Annotated in this window: 11 protein-coding genes; 8 read left to right on the plus strand and 3 right to left on the minus strand. The window is 48.5% G+C overall.

Going from position 1 to position 18,091, the window contains the following annotated elements:
• Positions 1–274: 274 nt before the first annotated feature.
• Both HJG54_RS31790 and HJG54_RS31795 read right to left on the minus strand, forming a co-directional pair.
• Positions 275–1,045 (minus strand): ABC transporter permease, encoded by a 771-nt coding sequence (locus HJG54_RS31790; protein ID WP_316435761.1) that lies wholly within the window; start codon positions 1,043–1,045, stop codon positions 275–277.
• A 105-nt stretch (positions 1,046–1,150) separates the two neighbouring features.
• A complete protein-coding gene (locus tag HJG54_RS31795) occupies positions 1,151–1,972 on the minus strand; it encodes an ABC transporter ATP-binding protein (protein ID WP_316435763.1) in 822 nt (273 codons plus the stop codon).
• A 553-nt stretch (positions 1,973–2,525) separates the two neighbouring features.
• On the opposite strand from HJG54_RS31795, the gene HJG54_RS31800 reads away from it, so the two are divergent.
• The 4 genes from HJG54_RS31800 to HJG54_RS31815 all read left to right on the plus strand — a co-directional run bounded on the left by HJG54_RS31800 (position 2,526) and on the right by HJG54_RS31815 (position 5,299).
• Entirely contained in the window at positions 2,526–2,972 is a 447-nt protein-coding gene (locus HJG54_RS31800; protein WP_316435765.1) for a hypothetical protein, read from the plus strand.
• A 110-nt stretch (positions 2,973–3,082) separates the two neighbouring features.
• Positions 3,083–4,567 carry a S8 family peptidase gene (locus HJG54_RS31805; RefSeq protein ID WP_316435767.1) on the plus strand — a complete coding sequence of 495 codons (1,485 nt, stop codon included), beginning with the start codon at positions 3,083–3,085 and terminating at the stop codon, positions 4,565–4,567.
• A 146-nt stretch (positions 4,568–4,713) separates the two neighbouring features.
• Complete coding sequence (locus HJG54_RS31810) at positions 4,714–5,115, plus strand: glycine-rich domain-containing protein (RefSeq protein ID WP_316435769.1); 402 nt, start codon at positions 4,714–4,716, stop codon at positions 5,113–5,115.
• A 43-nt stretch (positions 5,116–5,158) separates the two neighbouring features.
• Positions 5,159–5,299 carry a hypothetical protein gene (locus HJG54_RS31815; RefSeq protein ID WP_316435771.1) on the plus strand — a complete coding sequence of 47 codons (141 nt, stop codon included), beginning with the start codon at positions 5,159–5,161 and terminating at the stop codon, positions 5,297–5,299.
• 209 nt (positions 5,300–5,508) lie between these two features.
• On the opposite strand, the gene HJG54_RS31820 is transcribed toward HJG54_RS31815, so the two are convergent.
• Positions 5,509–7,917: an NB-ARC domain-containing protein gene (locus tag HJG54_RS31820; RefSeq protein WP_316435773.1), complete on the minus strand. Its 2,409-nt coding sequence runs from the start codon at positions 7,915–7,917 to the stop codon at positions 5,509–5,511.
• Between the two features lie 571 nt (positions 7,918–8,488).
• On the opposite strand from HJG54_RS31820, the gene HJG54_RS31825 reads away from it, so the two are divergent.
• From HJG54_RS31825 to HJG54_RS31840, 4 genes are all read left to right on the plus strand, one after another.
• Entirely contained in the window at positions 8,489–9,616 is a 1,128-nt protein-coding gene (locus HJG54_RS31825; RefSeq protein ID WP_316435774.1) for a hypothetical protein, read from the plus strand.
• 750 nt (positions 9,617–10,366) lie between these two features.
• Entirely contained in the window at positions 10,367–14,983 is a 4,617-nt protein-coding gene (locus HJG54_RS31830) for a beta strand repeat-containing protein (protein ID WP_420717442.1), read from the plus strand.
• Between the two features lie 318 nt (positions 14,984–15,301).
• Positions 15,302–17,032, plus strand: coding sequence for a ShlB/FhaC/HecB family hemolysin secretion/activation protein (locus HJG54_RS31835; protein WP_316435776.1), 1,731 nt, complete (start codon positions 15,302–15,304; stop codon positions 17,030–17,032).
• 71 nt (positions 17,033–17,103) lie between these two features.
• Entirely contained in the window at positions 17,104–18,084 is a 981-nt protein-coding gene (locus HJG54_RS31840) for a calcium-binding protein (protein ID WP_316435778.1), read from the plus strand.
• Positions 18,085–18,091 lie beyond the last annotated feature (7 nt).

Below are 18,091 nucleotides of genomic sequence, written 5' to 3' on the forward strand. Positions count from 1 at the left end.
TCTCAAACTATCGCTTCAGAACACGAAGCACAGCCACATCAGCCAGTAGGCTATTTGCATCCCCATTTCCGCCATTGGATGTTTTTCCGACCGACCGGGCAGGAGTCTAGACCGGAGTGATCGTGTCTGACAGAATGGCTGTGAGGCCATGCCACTTACACCCATTTTCTAAACCTAGAGAGTGAAATCCCTGGGCACCCCCCCTTTGGGTTTCATGTTTAATTATGTTGTTCTACTTAATGCCTAAAAGTTATTCCTAATTGCTGAAGGAGTATCAGCGCGCCCAATAGATGACATATTTCTCTAACATTGCAAAGAATGCATAGAGAATCACTCCCATAGCTGAGAGCACCAGAAGACCAGCAAAGGCAAGCGGCACATCAAAATTAGAGCTAGCACTGACAACCAGATAGCCAATCCCGCTGTTAGAAGCGACGGTTTCTGAGATCACTGAACCAATAAAGGCAAACGAAACGGCTACCTTCAACGAGGCAAATAGATAGGGCATCGTGTGGGGGAAACCGATTTTCTGAAAGAATTCAACTTGGCTCGCTCCCAACGAGCGCAAAATATCCTTCACCTCTGGCTCAACCGTATCTAGACCGAGAGCCACATTGACCGCAATTGGAAAAAAGGCGAGCAGAAATGCCGTAAGGATAGCCGGGACAGTACCAATACCAAACCAGAGGGCAAACAACGGTACGAGTGCTACTTTAGGAATTGTGTTGAAGCCTACCAATAGCGGATAAAGAATCAAGTAGGCAATCCGAGAATAGCCAATCATAAACCCTAGGATGACGCCTGCAATAATTCCTAAGAAAAAACCGCCCAAGGTAGTAATCAGAGTCTGCCATGCATTTTCAATTAGTGCCTGACTTTGCTTGATCGTAGCAGCATAAATGGCAGAAGGAGCAGGCAGATTGTAGGGTGGAATTTTGAATAAATGGGTTGCTAGCTCCCACAGCACAAACAGAAGCACCGTAGCAATTAGGGGCAGGATAACCCCGGCGGATTTGGAACGAAGCAGTTTCTCAAGTCGAGACATGGTTTTGGCTGAAGAGGAATAACGTAAGAATAAATTGAGTTGTAATGAGTTGTAAAATTAGGGAAAATTCGGCGAGATTAATTTGACAAAAGCATAACCGTTAGATTAACTGCGGTGAATATGGCGTCGTAGATCAGTCACCAAATGGTTAAACTGATCCGATAACATCATTTCAGTTGTAGTGGGACGCGGCAAATTGACCTTGAGTTTGTAAATAATACTGCTGGGGCGGGGTGCCATCACATAGACCGTATCGGACAGGAAAACGGCTTCTCGCAAATCGTGGGTAATTAACACGCAGGTGCACTTGAGCCGCATCCACAGTTCCTGGAGCATCCCCCACATCTCTTCGCGAGTGAAGGGATCGAGTGCCCCAAAGGGTTCGTCCAGCAGCAAAATTTCGGGTTGGTGAATCAGAGCGCGACAGAGCGAAGCCCGTTGCCGCATACCTCCAGAGAGCTGCCAGGGAAATTGCTTTTGGAAATCTTGCAGTCCCACAGTTTTAAGCAAAGCCTCTGCACTTTTAATGTATTGAGCTTTGTTTTGCTTAAAATCGCGTTTGTAGGGTTGAACTACCTCTAACGGTAAGATGACATTGTCAAGAATGTTGCGCCAAGCTAAAAGAATCGGGCTTTGAAAGGCGATACCAACGCTTTTTAAGGGCTTTGTAATTTTGCTGCCGTGATAGCGAATTTCACCAATCGGGGCGGGTGCTAATCCCGAAATCATCCGCAAAATTGACGTTTTACCACAACCGCTAGGGCCAACAAACGAAACGAACTCCCCCGGTTCAATAGCGAGAGAAATTTCTTCGATGATGCGCCTCGGTTTGCCATCAACCATATACTCAAGTCCAACCTGATCAAATTCAAGAATAGGAATGGTGCTGATGGCGATGGGAGGATCAGACGGCTGATGTTGAACCATAATTTTCGAGCAGAAGCAGCAGAATTTTTATGAACTGTACACCCTATACAGTGAAGGCCGAGAGTGGCTCTGTATCGCAGTATACAAACCGCCTGATTGTTTCTGGATAGTCTCAAAGGTTTAACATATCGAAACCGATCTCAATACAGCATTGAGCGTGAACTCTTCAGTATTTCAAAAATATAGCAGTAGCCAAACCGCTTAGGACAGTTCCAGCTCTCCAAGCTCATCCGATTGAGCTATTTAAGATTGTCCTACAGCCTTTTTCGGGCTAGTGAAGTACGAAAAACGGGGTGCAGGGGCACTGCCCCTGCGTAGGGGCGAAGCCCCCACGTTCCCTACACCTCACATGAGGTTCCCTACACCTTACATGAGTGAAAACCGCTGAAAGATTGTCCTATCTGTTTCATCAGATTTCAGTTTTCGGCAATTAAACCTGCCGGTTGCGGTTGTTCAGTCGCTTTAATTTGGCAACTAAGATTACAGAGAAGCCTGCTGTATTCACGATTGTGTCTCTCTATTGTGGTAATCACAAGCGTTAGAGGATTCAATCATGTCTCAACAACCGATTCAGCAATCCGGTTTTCCACTGTTTCGTTTTGCCGAGTTTGAGCTGTTGTGTTTAGAAATGGCAGCAGCTACTATCCTCACTACATTAACCTTCGCGACCCTGGGCAGTCTTGTTGCTAAACCAGCCGCTGCTAATCCAGCGCCATTGGCAATCGTCGCCGATACGGATTCAGGAACGGCTTTGGAAACACCGCTGTTAGAGCCAGGCATTAGCACTGCTGCCTCTGACTTAGGAGAACCAATGTCACTTCAAGTCGAGCAGATTAGCGATTTTGACTGTGTGATTGCGGTAGCTTGGCAAGATAAACCCTACTGTTCAGCTTCTGGCAATTCTGAAGGATTGGTTTTTGATCCAATTTCGCTTCAGTTTACGTTAGAGAATTCTACCCGTGCCAACAGTCAACTCAGGTTGTTTGAAATCCAATTCTAGTTGAGCGAGTTTTACCTTCAATTGCTTCTGAATAGACCAGTTCTTACAGAACTGCCTACTCGCATCACCTCAAAAACTGAGATCCACTATTGATTTCATTGGGTATTTCCATGTTTGACAATTCTAGTAATCGCAACGTCTCCTTTTGCGTTCAATCGCAGCCATTAGCTCAGCCAGAAATCGACCCAGCTCCTTCTCCCTATTTTCCTACTTCCCGTACACAAACCCTGCTCTCGCAAGCAAAGCTAGAGAAGGAAAATCACCTCAATCGGCAAACCAATTTAGTAGACCGCATCGACCACCTTGGTAACGCCGAAGCCCCGCTCGTACAGAACCGAACATCAACCGAGCAGGTGATCACACCGTTAAAGCTCAACCAACAATCCGAGAAAGCAGCGCGACAAGGTCAAGACTCGCTAACGGGCTTAAAGCAAAGTCAAACCATTGTAGCAAGTGCAACGGCGAGTAAATTGCTGGGTAGCTCATTTGATACTACGTTCGGTTATGGATTGGTGAATGCAGCTAAAGCCGTTGCCTGGGCGGCTGGTTATTATCCCCACGCCTTTGCGGATGTGGCGAACTGGGGTGGCGTTCATTGGGGTAACGATTATGTGAAAGCACAGGAAGCGTGGGCCTGGGGTAAGACGGGTAGAGGTGTGACGGTAGCTGTGATTGATTCGGGCGTAGACATTTATCATCCAGACCTCAACGATAACATCTGGCGCAATCCCGGAGAAATTGCTGGCGATCGAATCGACAATGACCGCAACGGCTATGTCGATGACCTGTTTGGCTGGAACTTTGGCGCAGGCCAGAATAACAACAACGTGCTGCCAGGTACACGCGATCCAGGGCAAGCGCACGGAACCCACGTAGCCGGAACCATCGCAGCCGAGTATAACGGATTTGGCACAACGGGTGTTGCCCCCAACGCTAAAATCATGGCGCTGCGCATCAGTGATGTACGAGGCAATCGCTTTACGAATCCAGGCAATTTAGCCGAAGCCATTCGCTATGCGGTAAATAACGGCGCGAAAGTCATCAACATGAGCCTAGGATGGACCGAATCGCCTGAGTTGATCAATGCCCTCAACTACGCCGCTAGTCGCAATGTCATCACCGTCAGCGCGGCTGGCAATAGTGGGCTGGCTTCGCCCGCTGCTCCCGCTAAATATGCCACCCATCTTGGTATTTCGGTAGGTGCCATTGATTCCGGTGGTAGAATTGCCAACTTCTCTAACCGAGCTGGGTACGACAGCCGCATGCAGCATGTAGTTGCGCCGGGAGTAGGGGTGTGGTCCACCATGCCGACGACTTTCACGAAGTGGTATGACACAATGAACGGCACCTCAATGGCGGCTCCCCATGTGGCTGGAGTTGTAGCCTTGATGCTGAGCGCCAATCCCAACCTCACCCATGCCCAGGTTCGCTATATTCTGACTCAGTCGGCAACTGGTCCCAGCTACAGCAGTAGTTTTAGCTCAAGCGCCCGCTCCTCGCCTTCCGGTGGCAGCCGTTCTACGAACTCGATGAGAACCTTGCATCGGAACCACGAAGGAGAAGCTATTGATGTTTTGATTGGCAAACTTGTGTAGCAGTCTGTTTCAAGTAGCGTTTACTAAAGTGCACAAAATGCGCCAAACCGCATCATTAACTAATCATTGAACGACTCAGGGTTGCATCACCATTGCCTATTGCACTTTAAAAAGCCTCAAAAAATTCTAGTCTTCTAATTCATCCCATGCCCCCCCAACTTTCCGCCACTGATCAAGCTTTTCTACAGCGGCTCGCCCGCATCGACTTTGGCCCCATCGCCTTCAAGCTGATGCATCCCGACAAAGGTCCCGGTTGGCCGCTAGCCCAAACCACCCACGCGATTGAGCAATACCGTCGGTTTTTGTTTCTCCACCATCGCTATCCCACCGCCCAGTTGGTGCCTTCGCAAGAAATCGACCAGGTTTGGCATATCCATATTCTCGATACAGCTAAGTATCGTCAAGACTGTCAATTCTTGTTTGGTCGCTTCATCGATCACTATCCTTACTTTGGCCTTAGAGGTGAAGCCGACCGACAGGCTATGGAACATGCCTTTGCCCACACCCAAGCTCTGTTCGAGCAATGTTTTCAGGAGGTGAAGGGGTAGGGGGGTAGGGGGTAGGGGGTAGGGGGTAGGGGGTGCTGTCAGCATGTTTGGTTTGTATCAGTACTCGCAGGAGGGTTTATGGATTTCTCTGTTTATTGCCTACCAACTTTACATCAATTGGATTCTCGTCAATCTAGTGTATGTTTACCGAATTCAGCCAATCGTTGTGGTTCATGCCTGTTGAGCAATGTGTCACCAGAGCGCCCTCGAATTGAACTTCAGTTAGAGGATCTGGCGCTGATGGTATTACCGATTCAACGTTCGGAATGAGAATATCTATGACAGAGGACAACCTCAAATTGCTGAACTCCAAAAAAGATTTGCAACTGTCCTAATCATTAAAATTCAGAACTCCAAACTACCCCCTACCCCCCACCCCTCACCCCTCACCCCCTACCCCTCCAACAACCCCTCCATCTCCGCCGCCTTTGTTCTCATATGCAGCGCCATAAAACTCGCTTTGGCGATTCTGGCCCAATGTTGGGTGGCTGATACATTACCTCTGGCCTGTTCTAGGAGCGCAAAATAGCTTTGGCAAAAGCTTAAGCAACGTTTGTCTTGGTGTTGTTCAGCTTGTTGTAGCACATAGTTCAGCAATTGCTCGGCTTCGTCTAGATGCTGTTGAGTAATCGCAATCAAGGCTAGCCCACCTTTGATGTAAACGATTGCCCGCTGCCATTCAATGGTTTCGGCGTGCTGCAAGGCTTGTTGATAAAATTGTTTGGCTTGCTCGTAGTCTTGATCATGTAAACAGAGTTGGGCTTTGTAGTAATCGATGTTGAGCCATTGATCCAAGTGGGTAGTGGGCTGGTCAAACTGGTGTAGCAAGCGCTCGCCTTGGTTAAGCCAGTCCCAGGCGGATTCAAATTGCTGATCTTGAATATACAGGGCAGCTAGATGAATGCATAGATCGGCCTGGAAGCCCCAGTTGCAGTGGGATTGGGAAAGCTCCCAGGCTTGCTGAGCAAAGGCAATCGCTTGTTGCGTCTGCTCTGGCTGGTTGAACAGATAGAGGGTGCGGCTGGCGTGGTAGAGGGCGTCGGCCATTGTAGGCCAATCGGTGTGTTGTGTCGCGGCTTCCATCAGCCAGTCCATCCAGGCAGTGCGTTCGTGCCAATGACCGTAATTTTGGGTGTAGCCCTTCAGGCATTGCCAGAGCTGCTTAAACTCTGGATAGCGATTGTGGTCTTTGCACCATTCCATCACTTCGCGAATTGTGTCCCATTCTGGTTCGAGAGAAGCATATCCCTGCCAGTCGCGCCAGTTCTGTTGACTGTAGGGCTGCAAAAAGTTGAGGTACCAAGCGATCCACCGTTCCCGGACGGTTTGTTCAAATTCGGGATTCATCTCTAGTTCAGCTCGCATGTAGGTTTTTGTCAGTGGATGCAAATCATATCGGCCTTGGTGAGATTCCACCAGCGAGAGTCGATCCAATGTTTCTAAATTCTGATGCGTAATGTTCACATCTGCTGCTCCAAACGCAATCTGATGGAGTGCCTCCAGAGAAGCTGATTCTGGGAATAGGGCTAAAACCATCAGCAGCGCATGGGTTGGTTGAGACTTCAGAGATTGAACGATCTCGGCAAAACAATACTGAATCAGGTCATGTTCTGGTGTAGTTAGCTTCGTAGAGGATGGCTCTACCGTTAAATCATAAACTGCAATTTGACTAATGATATAGACCATTGCTAGCGGTAGGCCACCGGCTTTTTGGTGAATGAGTTGGGCTTGGTTGGGGGTGAGGTCTACGCCTTTCTCTTGGGCATAGTGCTGCATCAAGGCGAGGCTATCTTCTAGTGATAAATAGCTCAGCTCAATTGCAGTCCCCAATCCCAGTCGAGTACGACTCGTCAAGATCGCTTTAACCGTGGCAGGCAGTTCAGCGAGAAAGGAAAAAACCTGCTCTGGTTCGGTCAGTGTTTCTAAGTTATCTAGAACCAGTAATGTACGTTGACGCGCCAACAAATCTTGCACCCACTCAACCTGTTCAGTCAAATCGGGTGGAATCATGTCCACAGCGCCCAACGTCCGGAAAATCACCCGAAAAATATCGCGCAGGTTGCGTTCGGCTTTTAATCGAGTAGACCGATGCGCCCCAACAAACTGATCGGCTTTGGCCGAAATGAAAATAATTGCCTCGAAGCCGGGAATCTCTGGAAACATGTCTGGTTGTTGAGCCGCTTGCCAGCAGCGATGGGCCACTTCTAACGCCAGGGTAGTTTTACCGACGCCGCCGATGCCGGTCAGATTAATCAGCGTGGCTGGATGATTGGCGGCCAATAGGTGAAGCAAGCGGATCAACTGGGGCTTGAGGCCGATTAGGGCCGTATGCTGACGGGCGGGTAGATTTTGTCGGATGTTGACAGCGGGAGTGACGATGGAATTGACCTGAGGAGACGGTGATTTGCGGGCCTGCCACTCGCGTTCAAAGGCTGCTAGATTGGGCTGAGTGGAGCGGTGCCAAAGCTTCAATGTGAAATGCCAGTGCTCGGTTCCCTGGGTTTTAGTGCGGTTATCCTCCAAAATGTCTAAAAAATCGCGCAATAGGCGCAGATCATGGCGAACATGTTCTTTTGTAGCCTGGTTTGGCTGTGCTGGTGAAGGGTTTATTAGGGCCGCCAAGCCATTCAGCGTTGTCTGGACAATTAACCGCGGTTGAGGGGACTGGAGATCCCAGCGGGCCATCAGTTGCTTAGATAGGGATTCGCAATCGGGCCGCTCGTTGTTAGCGAAGGCGATTAGCTGCTCTAGAAGGCGAGCTGCTCGGATTTTAGCTCGATCGCTGGTACTCAGTCTCGGCATAGAAGAATGCTAGGGAGCGTGAGGCTACCAAAAAAGGCAGGAAGTGTCCCGAAGTCAAAGAGTAGTTCCGAAGTACTTGTTCCTAATCTTACAGGGATTTCTATCGCTCTGGAAAGCACGTTGCTTCGGGACAAGTTCCCAATTTAGGCTAAAGGACAACGCAAACTCGACAGTCTGCCAACAACTCCTACCGCAGTCTGAAGGGTGATCGTGGAGCAACAAACGAGTAGAGCAGGTTTGATGCCGGAACAAGCCTTGCCTCACTACTTCAGCCCTTTGTTGCTCCACGCTTTTTCAACGAATGGCCTTGATAAGGCAATAACGTTTCTAGGACTTACGCGCTTGAAAGCTGGAAACTCGATCCCCCCTATCCCCCCTTAAAAAGGGGGGAACCTCAGAAGCCCCCTTTTTAAGGGGGCTGGGGGATCTCTTTTGCGTAAGTCCTATTTTCTTTAAAAGAGGGGTTGCGTTTTATAACTAGCGCAGAGAAGGCCGTATGAGCAATTGGCAAAACTATCTCGACTACAGTATTGCCCACATACCGGGTGGTCCGATCTAAAGGTGAATTGAAATGTCTACACTGCTTGTATCAGTCAACTTCAACGGAAATGACGGAGCTGTTCAATCCTACAGTACGATTACCGGTCGGTTACTGTCACAACAACGTCTTTCAGGGATTCCAACTGGCTTAGCTGTTGGTAGGAATGGTTTGTTTGTCGGAAACGCAAGCGATCGGTTTTCGATCATCGCCAGGATCGCTCAGAATCAGGTGAGGCCATTTGCTGACCCGCCCGTGGGCACAACTGACTTAGCGATCGGTTTTAACGGCAACCTTTTTTCTCTCTCCAGGCAAGGATTTATTCAGGAATTCGATGGGCGTACAGGGGCATTTATCAGACCATTAGCTATCGGAACAACCTTTACAACTGGCATTACGTTTGGCCCTGATGGTGCGATTTACGCCAGTACTGTGAGGGGCAATATTGAAAGGGTAGATCCTAGAACGGGTCGAATCCTGGCCACGGTTGGTTTCCTCATCCCTGGACCCAGAGATCTAGCCTTTAACCGCTCGGGGCAGCTCTTTGTGCTGACCGCTCGTAATGGGAATTCTGTTGAAATTATTGGGGGACCTCGTGGCCCAATCCCATTTGTGCGCGGACTCAGAACTCCAACTAGTCTGGCATTTTCTCCGCAGGGAAATCTCTTCGTTGCCGATGCTGGCTTTGGTGGTGTACTTGAATTTAACGGTGCCACGGGCGCATTCCTGCGGCTTTATCAGACGAGGAGCACGCCACAGTATATTGCGTTTTCTGCTGCCCAAACTAGAAGAGTTAATGGACGCGGGCAAACTAGGGTTACGAACCAACCAGATCCGCTGACAGGACTGCGAACAGAGCAGGGTCTCATCGGTATTACCCGTAGTGATGAGTTAGTGAACTATTTTGCCAGGAAGAATGGTAACAAAAACAATAGAGAGCCAATTATGAAACAGGTGAGTGGTAAAGCTTTATATCAAGACGACGCTGATAGACCGCTGGCAATGGGCTTTGGTGATCCTGATTTAAGAACAGAATTTAGTCAGAAGCAAAGGGGTTTACAGCCTCAGAGGCAAGAGATGACGCCATTTGATAGCAACTCCTCTGGATTTTCTCCAGTAGCAGCAATGATATCACCGAGTCATAATAATTTGTCTGCTTAGCTTTCTGAATAGACAGAGCCTGCACAAGAAATTGGATGTATACCGTAGTTGTTTTGGAGAAAGATTGTAGACATACGGCCTTTTTCAGGCTAGTGAAGTACGAAAAACGGCGTGCAGGGGCATTACCCCTGTGTGGGGGTGAAGCTCCCACACCCCCTGTACCTTACATAAGTGAAAAACGCTGTACTACAGCTTTGACTGCTAATAACGAAGCAACAAGTTTGAACTGAATCGTTTTGTCACAAACATGTGACGGTGGCAATGTAGAGTTAGTCTACATTGCCTTTTTCTTGATATCGTATTCTTGATATCGTACCGTTACTGCAATTGTCTGTTGAGGAATACACGCCTCTGCTGCTGCAACTGTCATGGCAGGAGTTGATTGAGCGATTCCAAAGTTCTGCTTCTGAATAGGCGATGTGTTTCTAAAGATTTTTAGTGCAGAAGCCGCGAATTTTAGCAGCTTGTGATAACAATGCTCTAGTCTATTATGTGGCTAGAGGAGTTAGGGTTGTGCGTCATGCTAAGGGTTGGCAGCTAGGGTTAGTCTGCTGGAGTTTGGTTGGAGTGGTTGCTTTGAGTGATGCAGTTGAGGCTCAGGTTGTGCCTGACAATACGCTGGGTGCAGAGCGTTCGCGGGTGCGGGCAGATCGAGTTCGCGGCAGAGATGGGGTCGTACGCGATAGTGATGTGATTGAGGGCGGGGCGCAGCGCGGCAGCAACCTGTTTCACAGTTTTGAGCAGTTTGATGTGCCGGAAGAACGGGGCGCATATTTTGATAATCCGGTAGATGTGCAGAATATTTTCAGTCGGGTGACTGGGGCTGATCGCTCGGAGATTTTGGGCAGATTGGGTGTGTTGGGCAATGCGAATCTGTTTTTCATGAACCCCAACGGCATTCTGTTTGGCCCAAATGTGAGTTTGGATGTAGGCGGTTCGTTTGTAGGCACAACGGCAAATGCGATCCAGTTTGGCGAGCAGGGCTTTTTTAGCGCGACGAATCCGGAAGCTCCATCGCTGCTGACGGTGAATCCTTCGGCGTTTTTGTTCAGTCAGATTGGGAATGGAGCAATTGTTAGTCAAGCTAGAGAATTAGCTGCTGCACCGGGACGAAATCTGCTGCTTGTGGGTGGAGATATTGTTTTAAATGGCTCTACTCTGTTTAGTTCAGGTGGCAGCGTAGAAATGGGTGGATTGGCGGAAGTTGGGACAGTACAATTTGCTACTAGCAGCAATATTCCACAGTTGGAATTTCCAACAGGCGTTGCTCGCGCTAATGTAGGGTTACAGAACAACTCGTTTATTTTCACGAATGCTGGCGGTTCTGTCACTGTCCATGCCCAGAATCTGGAATTAACGAATAGCAGCATCTTTTCTAGTCTGTTTGCTGAGCAGGGTGGGCGCAGCGGCGATCTTGCAATTGATCTAACGGGAAACTTGATCCTCGATCGCAGTAATATTGCTCAGATTGGGCTTGCAAATTCTTTTGGTGACACAGACGATCTTTCTATCAATGCTCAGTCCGTTCAACTATTTAATCGAAGTTCGATCTTTAATAATAGTCAACGCAATGCAGGGAGTGTTTATATTAACGCAGCAGACAAGGTAACGTTAGATAGCAGCTTAATTTCCTCAACTAATTCATCTAGTTTCACTGTGAGAGGTAGTGATACTTTTATTACAGCGCAATCGATTGATTTAACAAACCAGAGCATTATTGGCTCTATTTCTGTTGGGCAAGGTTCGTCTGGACAAGTTTCTTTGGTTGCTCAAGGTGCGATTACTCTAGCTGGCGGCAGTGCTATTCAAACCAGTGCAAATCCGTTGATTGCTGGAAATATAAGTCGCGCATCTGCTGGAAACATTAATCTTCAAGCTCAATCTCTTTCATTAAAAGAAGACAGCCAAATTGCTGCAACTAGCCTTGATGCCGGACGATCGGGCGATGTTCAGATCAACGTTCGCGAAGGGATTACGCTCAATGACTCTATTATTACGTCTGATACTAGAGGCATTGCTGAAGCAGGTGGAAATATTAATATACAATCTGACTGGCTATCATTACTCGATGCTAGTGCAATTAGTACACTTACAGCTAACAATTCCCAAACTGGAACCGTAGGGCAGGGCAATGCTGGCAATATCACGATTATAGCTCAACGCTTATCTTTAACGACTGGCAGCCGGGTTGTTACAGATTCTACCAGTAGCCGTGGCAATGCTGGCAACATCGTTGTTCGAGCGAATGATGTAGAAATATCTGGTTTTATAACCGCAGAAGAGTTCAATTCTTCTAATACGCCCGCTTCTCGTACTGACTCAGTTCCGGGTGGTTTGCTATTGAGTAGCATCAGCTCAAATGTGACGAACGATGATGTCATGGCCGTCCCAGTCCAAGGTGGGACTATTACTATTGAAGCGAATCGACTGCGGCTCAGTAACGGCGGCAGAGTTATAGCTAACGTTCAACAAGCACGAGGTCAAGCAGGCAATATAGTCATTCGTGCCACTGACTCGATCGAAATTTCCGGTAGACCTCGCCCCAACAATCCTTCCGGTCTGTTTTCTAGTCTTCAAACAGATGGTATCGGCAGAGGTGGCTCTATTCAGGTAACAACTGATCGGCTGAGCTTAAGTAATGCTGGCGAAATTACCACAGCAACGTTCAGCCAGGGAAATGCAGGAAATATCTTGATTGAAGCTGCCGAAGTTGATTTGAGAGGATTAAATACGAGCATCTCAACTCGGATTAATGAAACAGGCAGAGGTGATGCAGGAGATTTAGAACTGAGAGTGCGAGAGTTGCAAGTTCAAGACAATGCTCAAATAGATGCTAGTACTTCTGGAGTTGGCAATGGTGGAAATTTGATAATATACGCCGATGAGATTGCACTAATTGATACGCCTGATCCACGAGATGCAGATACAGGTTTGTTTACTATAGTGGTTCGAGGTGCAGAGGGAAACGCTGGCAACATCTCTGTTATAACAAACCGCCTTACTATGAACAATGGTGCAGGTCTGCTTTCTGGCACATCTGGACAAGGGCGAGCAGGTAATATTAATATTCGGGCCAAAGAACAAATTAGCTTAGATGATGATGCAGTTATAGCGAGTAGCGTTGCAGCAGGAGCAGTAGGTAATGGTGGTAGTTTGAGTATTACAACACCAGCATTGTTTCTGCGAGAAGATTCAGATATCACAACTTCTACATCTGGAAATGGTAGCGCAGGTGATTTGACAATTAGAGCAGAGCAAATCAATTTACAAGATGCTGCTATCAGCACTGGTGTAGCTGCTAGCGGACGAGGAAATGCAGGTAATCTGGCGATTAGTACAGAAGGATTACGACTGAGAAACGCGACTATCAATTCCTTAAGTGAGGGAATTGGTAATGCTGGCAACATGATGATTAGGGCAGAACAAATTGATCTGCAAGGTCTCAGTGCAAATATCACAACTCAGATTAATTCTGGTGGTCAAGGTCGTGGAGGAAATATAGATATTAGAACAAGACAATTACGAGTTCAGGACAATGCTCAAATTAGCACAGGCACTCTAGGAATTGGCGATGCCGGAAATTTACGCATTCGTGCTAGAACGATTGAATTGGTTGATACTCCTGATCCAACTGACAGATTTACAGGCTTACTTACTCTCGTGAACGAGGAAGGAATTGGTAATGCTGGTAATCTCGTAATTGATACTAATCGTCTCACTATCCGCAATGGCGCAACGATTTCTTCAGAAGTGTTTGGACAAGGGCAAGGTGGAGATGTCCAAATAAGAGCGAGAGATAGAATCAATATCAATAGCTTTGTTCCTTTAACAAATGGTGATATCAACAGAAGCGGCGTATTTACGGGAACAAATGGACAGGGCGATGCAGGTAATATTTCAATTTTTAGTGGTAATAGTATAACTCTGCGGCAACAAGGACTTATCTCTAGCGCTAGTCAAGCCGGTAGTGTAGGAGATGCAGGAGACATTAATCTTCAGACTGACAGGTTGACAATCTTGGAAGGCGGTAGCGTATTGGCTAGTGTGGGTTCAGCTCGTCGAGATGCTCAAGGCATTCCATTAACAGGGGGACAAGGAAGAGGGGGTGACATTCAAATCACTGCAAGCGATGGAATTCGCGTCTCTGGAATTGATCGCAATGGACTTTCTAGCATCGTCTCAACTTCAACTGGACGGGGAGCAACCGGACGTGCAGGCACAATTACACTCACAACTGGTAATCTTGAAATTGATGATGGTGGGATTGTTACTGCCAGAACATTGAACGATAGTCCTGCTGGAAACATCGTTGTCAATGCTGAAACCTTGACTGCAACAGACGGCGGGCAAGTTGTTACTAGCACAAGTGGCGCTGGTAATGCTGGAGCAATCAGACTTAATGTTACCGAAGAGATTCGTCTTTCTGGTACTGATGTCAATTTTTCTGATCGTCTTGATAGAGCTAATCGCTATATCAATCGCTTAGACCAAGATGATCAAATCAACAGCTTCATCTCCAATCAAGGGGCAGCAAGTGGCTTGTTTGCTAACACTTCTGCTCGTTCGAGTGGCGACGGCGGCTCGATTAACTTAAACACGGCAAATCTATCTCTGACAGATCGGGCCACAATCTCCGCCCGCAGTCAGGGAGCAGGCATTGCAGGCGACATCAATCTGCATGTTGATCAAGCACTGAACGCCAACAATAGCAATATCACCACATCAGCTCAAACATCAGGCGGGACTATTAATATTACAGCCAGTGATATTCGTCTACAAAACAACAGCGATATCACAACCAGCAGCGGCGGTGACGGCGGTAACATCACGCTTCAAGCCGACAGCATTCTAGTATTCGATGACAGCGACATTCTAGCTCGCTCGCAAGACGCGCGTGGGGGCAACATCATTCTCGATACGCCTGCCTTCTTTGGCGAAACCTATCAGCCCGACGCTGCTACAGAGAACAATCCTGACGGCAACAATCGAGTAGACCTGGATGCTTCAGGTACAGTCAGCTCAGGCACAGTGCAAACGCCTAACACTGACTTCATCCAAAACAGCCTCTCCGACCTGCCCACCAACGCCATCAACACCGACCAACTGCTCGCCAATAGCTGCATCGTCCGCACCGAGTCAGGCGGCACATTCCTGATCACAGGCACAGGCGGTTTACCAGCGGCTCCCGGCAACGATGCCGCCTCTACCTATCCTACAGGTGAGATTCGCGCCATTCCGGCAGCAGATGCTGCCACAGATCAAACTTGGCAACTCGATGATCCAATTGCCGAGCCGCAAGGTGTGTATCGACTCCCGGATGGGCGACTGGTGATGAGCCGCGAGTGCGAAAATCAAGAGACACAATAATGGAACAATGTTGAAATACACTGTGTATATACGCTCCCCCACTGTATATTTCTCGTCTCCGCTTCGACCAATACACTAAACAGTTCCTCGACCAGTTTCTCTCTCCCTTTGGCACAGTCGAACGCAGCTATGAAATCCCTGGCGAACCTAGACAAGTTGATCTCTACTTCATCCCTATTCCCCAACCTGCCGCTGACCTGATTTCTCTCGGCTTGCTATGTCAACGAAAAATAAAGTTTAAGTAAAATCCGGTAGATTTTGGCCCATTGCCAGTATTGTAGAAGCAATTCTGTGTGCGAAACTCTGAAGGGGTCAGAGGTGAGTTTACTCATTAAAGTAGTGATTGTCGTCAAATTTGCGGTTTCGATGATCGTGAGTGAAGTGATGATTGGGTCTAGCGCTATTGCCCAATCCATTCCTCCAGAGGAAACGTTGCCCCCCGGCATAACCGAACGAGTTGAGCAATCCACTCCCACCCCAGATCCATCGCCGCTGCCCAATCAACCGGCCGATTCCCCTGAACCCGGTTTGCAGTCGCCTTCAGAACCTCAAATGGCACCGTCTGATTTATCCGATATGAGCTTTCCAATCAATCGGGTAGAGGTTTTGGGCAATACGGTTTTAGACATAGAAATTGCTGAGATCGTAGAGGAATTTTTAGCGAATCATCCCACCGCCACATTCGATGATTTAGTGACACTGCGTTCTTCGATTACTCAACTCTATATCGGCAACGGCTATATTAACTCTGGTGCCTTTCTGCCCAATAATCAGGATTTGAGTGATGGCGAAGTGCAGATTCAGGTCGTAGAAGGAACCCTGGAAGACATTCAAATTACCGGCCTGACTCGTCTGCAAGAGGTATATGTCCGCTCTCGCTTGAATCTGGCTAACTCGACGCCGCTGAATCAACGCGATCTAGAACGAGCACTGCAACTCCTTCAGCTCAACCCGCTGATTCAACAGGTGAATGCTGAGCTAACGGCGGGCAGCGCACCGGGCCGCAATATTTTGCTCGTTGAGATCCGAGAAGCATCGCCATTTCAGTTGGGGATTGGTGGCGACAACTATCAGTCCCCCAGCATTGGTTCCGAGCAGTTCAGCATTCAAGCCAGCTATGCCAATTTGATTGGCCTCGGCGACCAGATTAGCGCGGGCTACGGCATTACCGAAGGGTTGGATAGTTTCGATGTCGGCTTTGCGCTTCCGGTCAACCCGATGGACGGCACGATCAGCGTGGGCTACAGCAACGATGATTCCCGCATCCTGGAAACCGATTTTGAAGAGCTGGATATCCGCAGTGAATCGGAAACCTTTTCCCTTAACTTCCGCCAGCCGATTGTCAGAACCCCCACCGAGGAATTTGCCCTAGGATTGGGAGTCGATTTGCGCCGCAGTACAACGTTTCTAGAAGATCAACCCTTCTCGTTTTCGGTTGGCCCCGAAGACGGTGAATCGAACGTCACCGTGGTACGGCTGTCGCAGGATTGGGTAAAGCGCGATGCCCGTTCGGTGTTGGCGGCCCGCTCTCAGTTCAGCATCGGCATTGATGCCTTTGACGCTACGATCAACGACACCGGCACCGACGGACGCTTTATCGCCTGGATTGGTCAGTTCCAATGGTTACAGCAGTTGTCGCCTCGGTTTGTGCTGGTGTCGCGGCTGAATACCCAACTGACGCCCGATTCGCTGTTGTCGCTGGAGCGCTTTGGCTTTGGTGGGGCCGATACGGTGCGGGGCTATCGCCAAAATCAACTCGTGACTGACAATGGCCTTCTAGCCGCCACCGAACTGCGGTTTTCGCTGTTGCCCAATACCAATCGCCTGCAAATCATTCCCTTTGTCGAAGCAGGCCACGGCTGGAACAATGACACCCCCGACCCCGACCCGGATACGCTGGTCAGTTTAGGTCTGGGTCTGCGCTGGCTGATTACACCTGATTTGTCGGTTCGGGTTGACTATGGTTTTCCTCTAGTCGATGTTGAGGATGAGGGTAGTTCATTGCAAGATAGTGGGCTGTATTTCTCGGTTCGTTACCAACCGTTTTGAGGACAGAAATTGATGCATATCCCACAACTGATAATTTCACATAATACAATTCATTACAGTGGAGTTCCCCTATGAGTAAACGAGCTGGTAAAAATCTTAAGTCTGCGCTCAAGGCGAATATCACTGGTCAATCTCGTCTGTTTCGAGATGCCGTAGGTGGCAAAGAGATGGCTGATTTCTATTCCTTCCAGCTTGGCCACAGCAGCAGTTTCAGCCTGAAGCTCAATCGCTTCAAAGCCGATATTAATGTGGCATTGATGGATGGGCAAGGTCAAATGCTAATGCAATCTGCTCGTGCTAAGCGACGACCAGAGGCAATTGATACAGTTTTGGGTGCAGGAACATACTATGTCAAAGTGTTTCCAGCTCGTCGCAGAGAACAATCTCGCTATCGGCTTCAGCTCTCGGCAACGGAGTTGCCTCGCATCGTAGAAGCTCCGCCTGTGAGCACTAACCCTGTGAGCACTAACCCTGTGACTAATAACAATGATGGTAGCAAGATTGTGACCGTGCCAAACAGTGGCGCTAATCCGTCTATAAGCAAGAGTGATGGTGGCAAGATTGTGGATGTACCAGGCAGTGGCGCATTATCGCCTCCAATTGATAGTGATGGTGGCAAATCATCAGAGGCTGGTAATAGCGGCAGTGCATTACCTGCGACGGGTAGGCTCATCACAGGCACGTTCGGTAACGAAACTTTAGTGGGTGGTGCAGGCGACGATCTAATTGCAGGCATCAACGGCTTTGATCTGCTAATTGGTGGGGGTGGAGCCGATCGCTTTTTGCTAGGAGATACCTCAACTCCCTACTACTTAGGTGTGGGCTATGCAGTAATTACTGACTTCAATGTGGCTCAGGGCGATCAAATTCTATTGACCAACAACGCATTCTTCCCATTAAGCAGCTATAGGCCCGTCTATAGGCGCTCTGTTATACTCGATGCGTTTGGGCAGCCTCGTGACGTGGGTACCGCCGGAATTGATACCGAAATCTATTGGGGCAATGACCTGCTAGCCATTGTCCAAGATGCAATTGTATCGTTTGTAAGATGAATGAGAC

This window comes from Leptolyngbya sp. NK1-12 (assembly GCF_032598965.1).
In the GTDB taxonomy this organism is placed as follows: Bacteria; Cyanobacteriota; Cyanobacteriia; order Elainellales; family Elainellaceae; genus Elainella.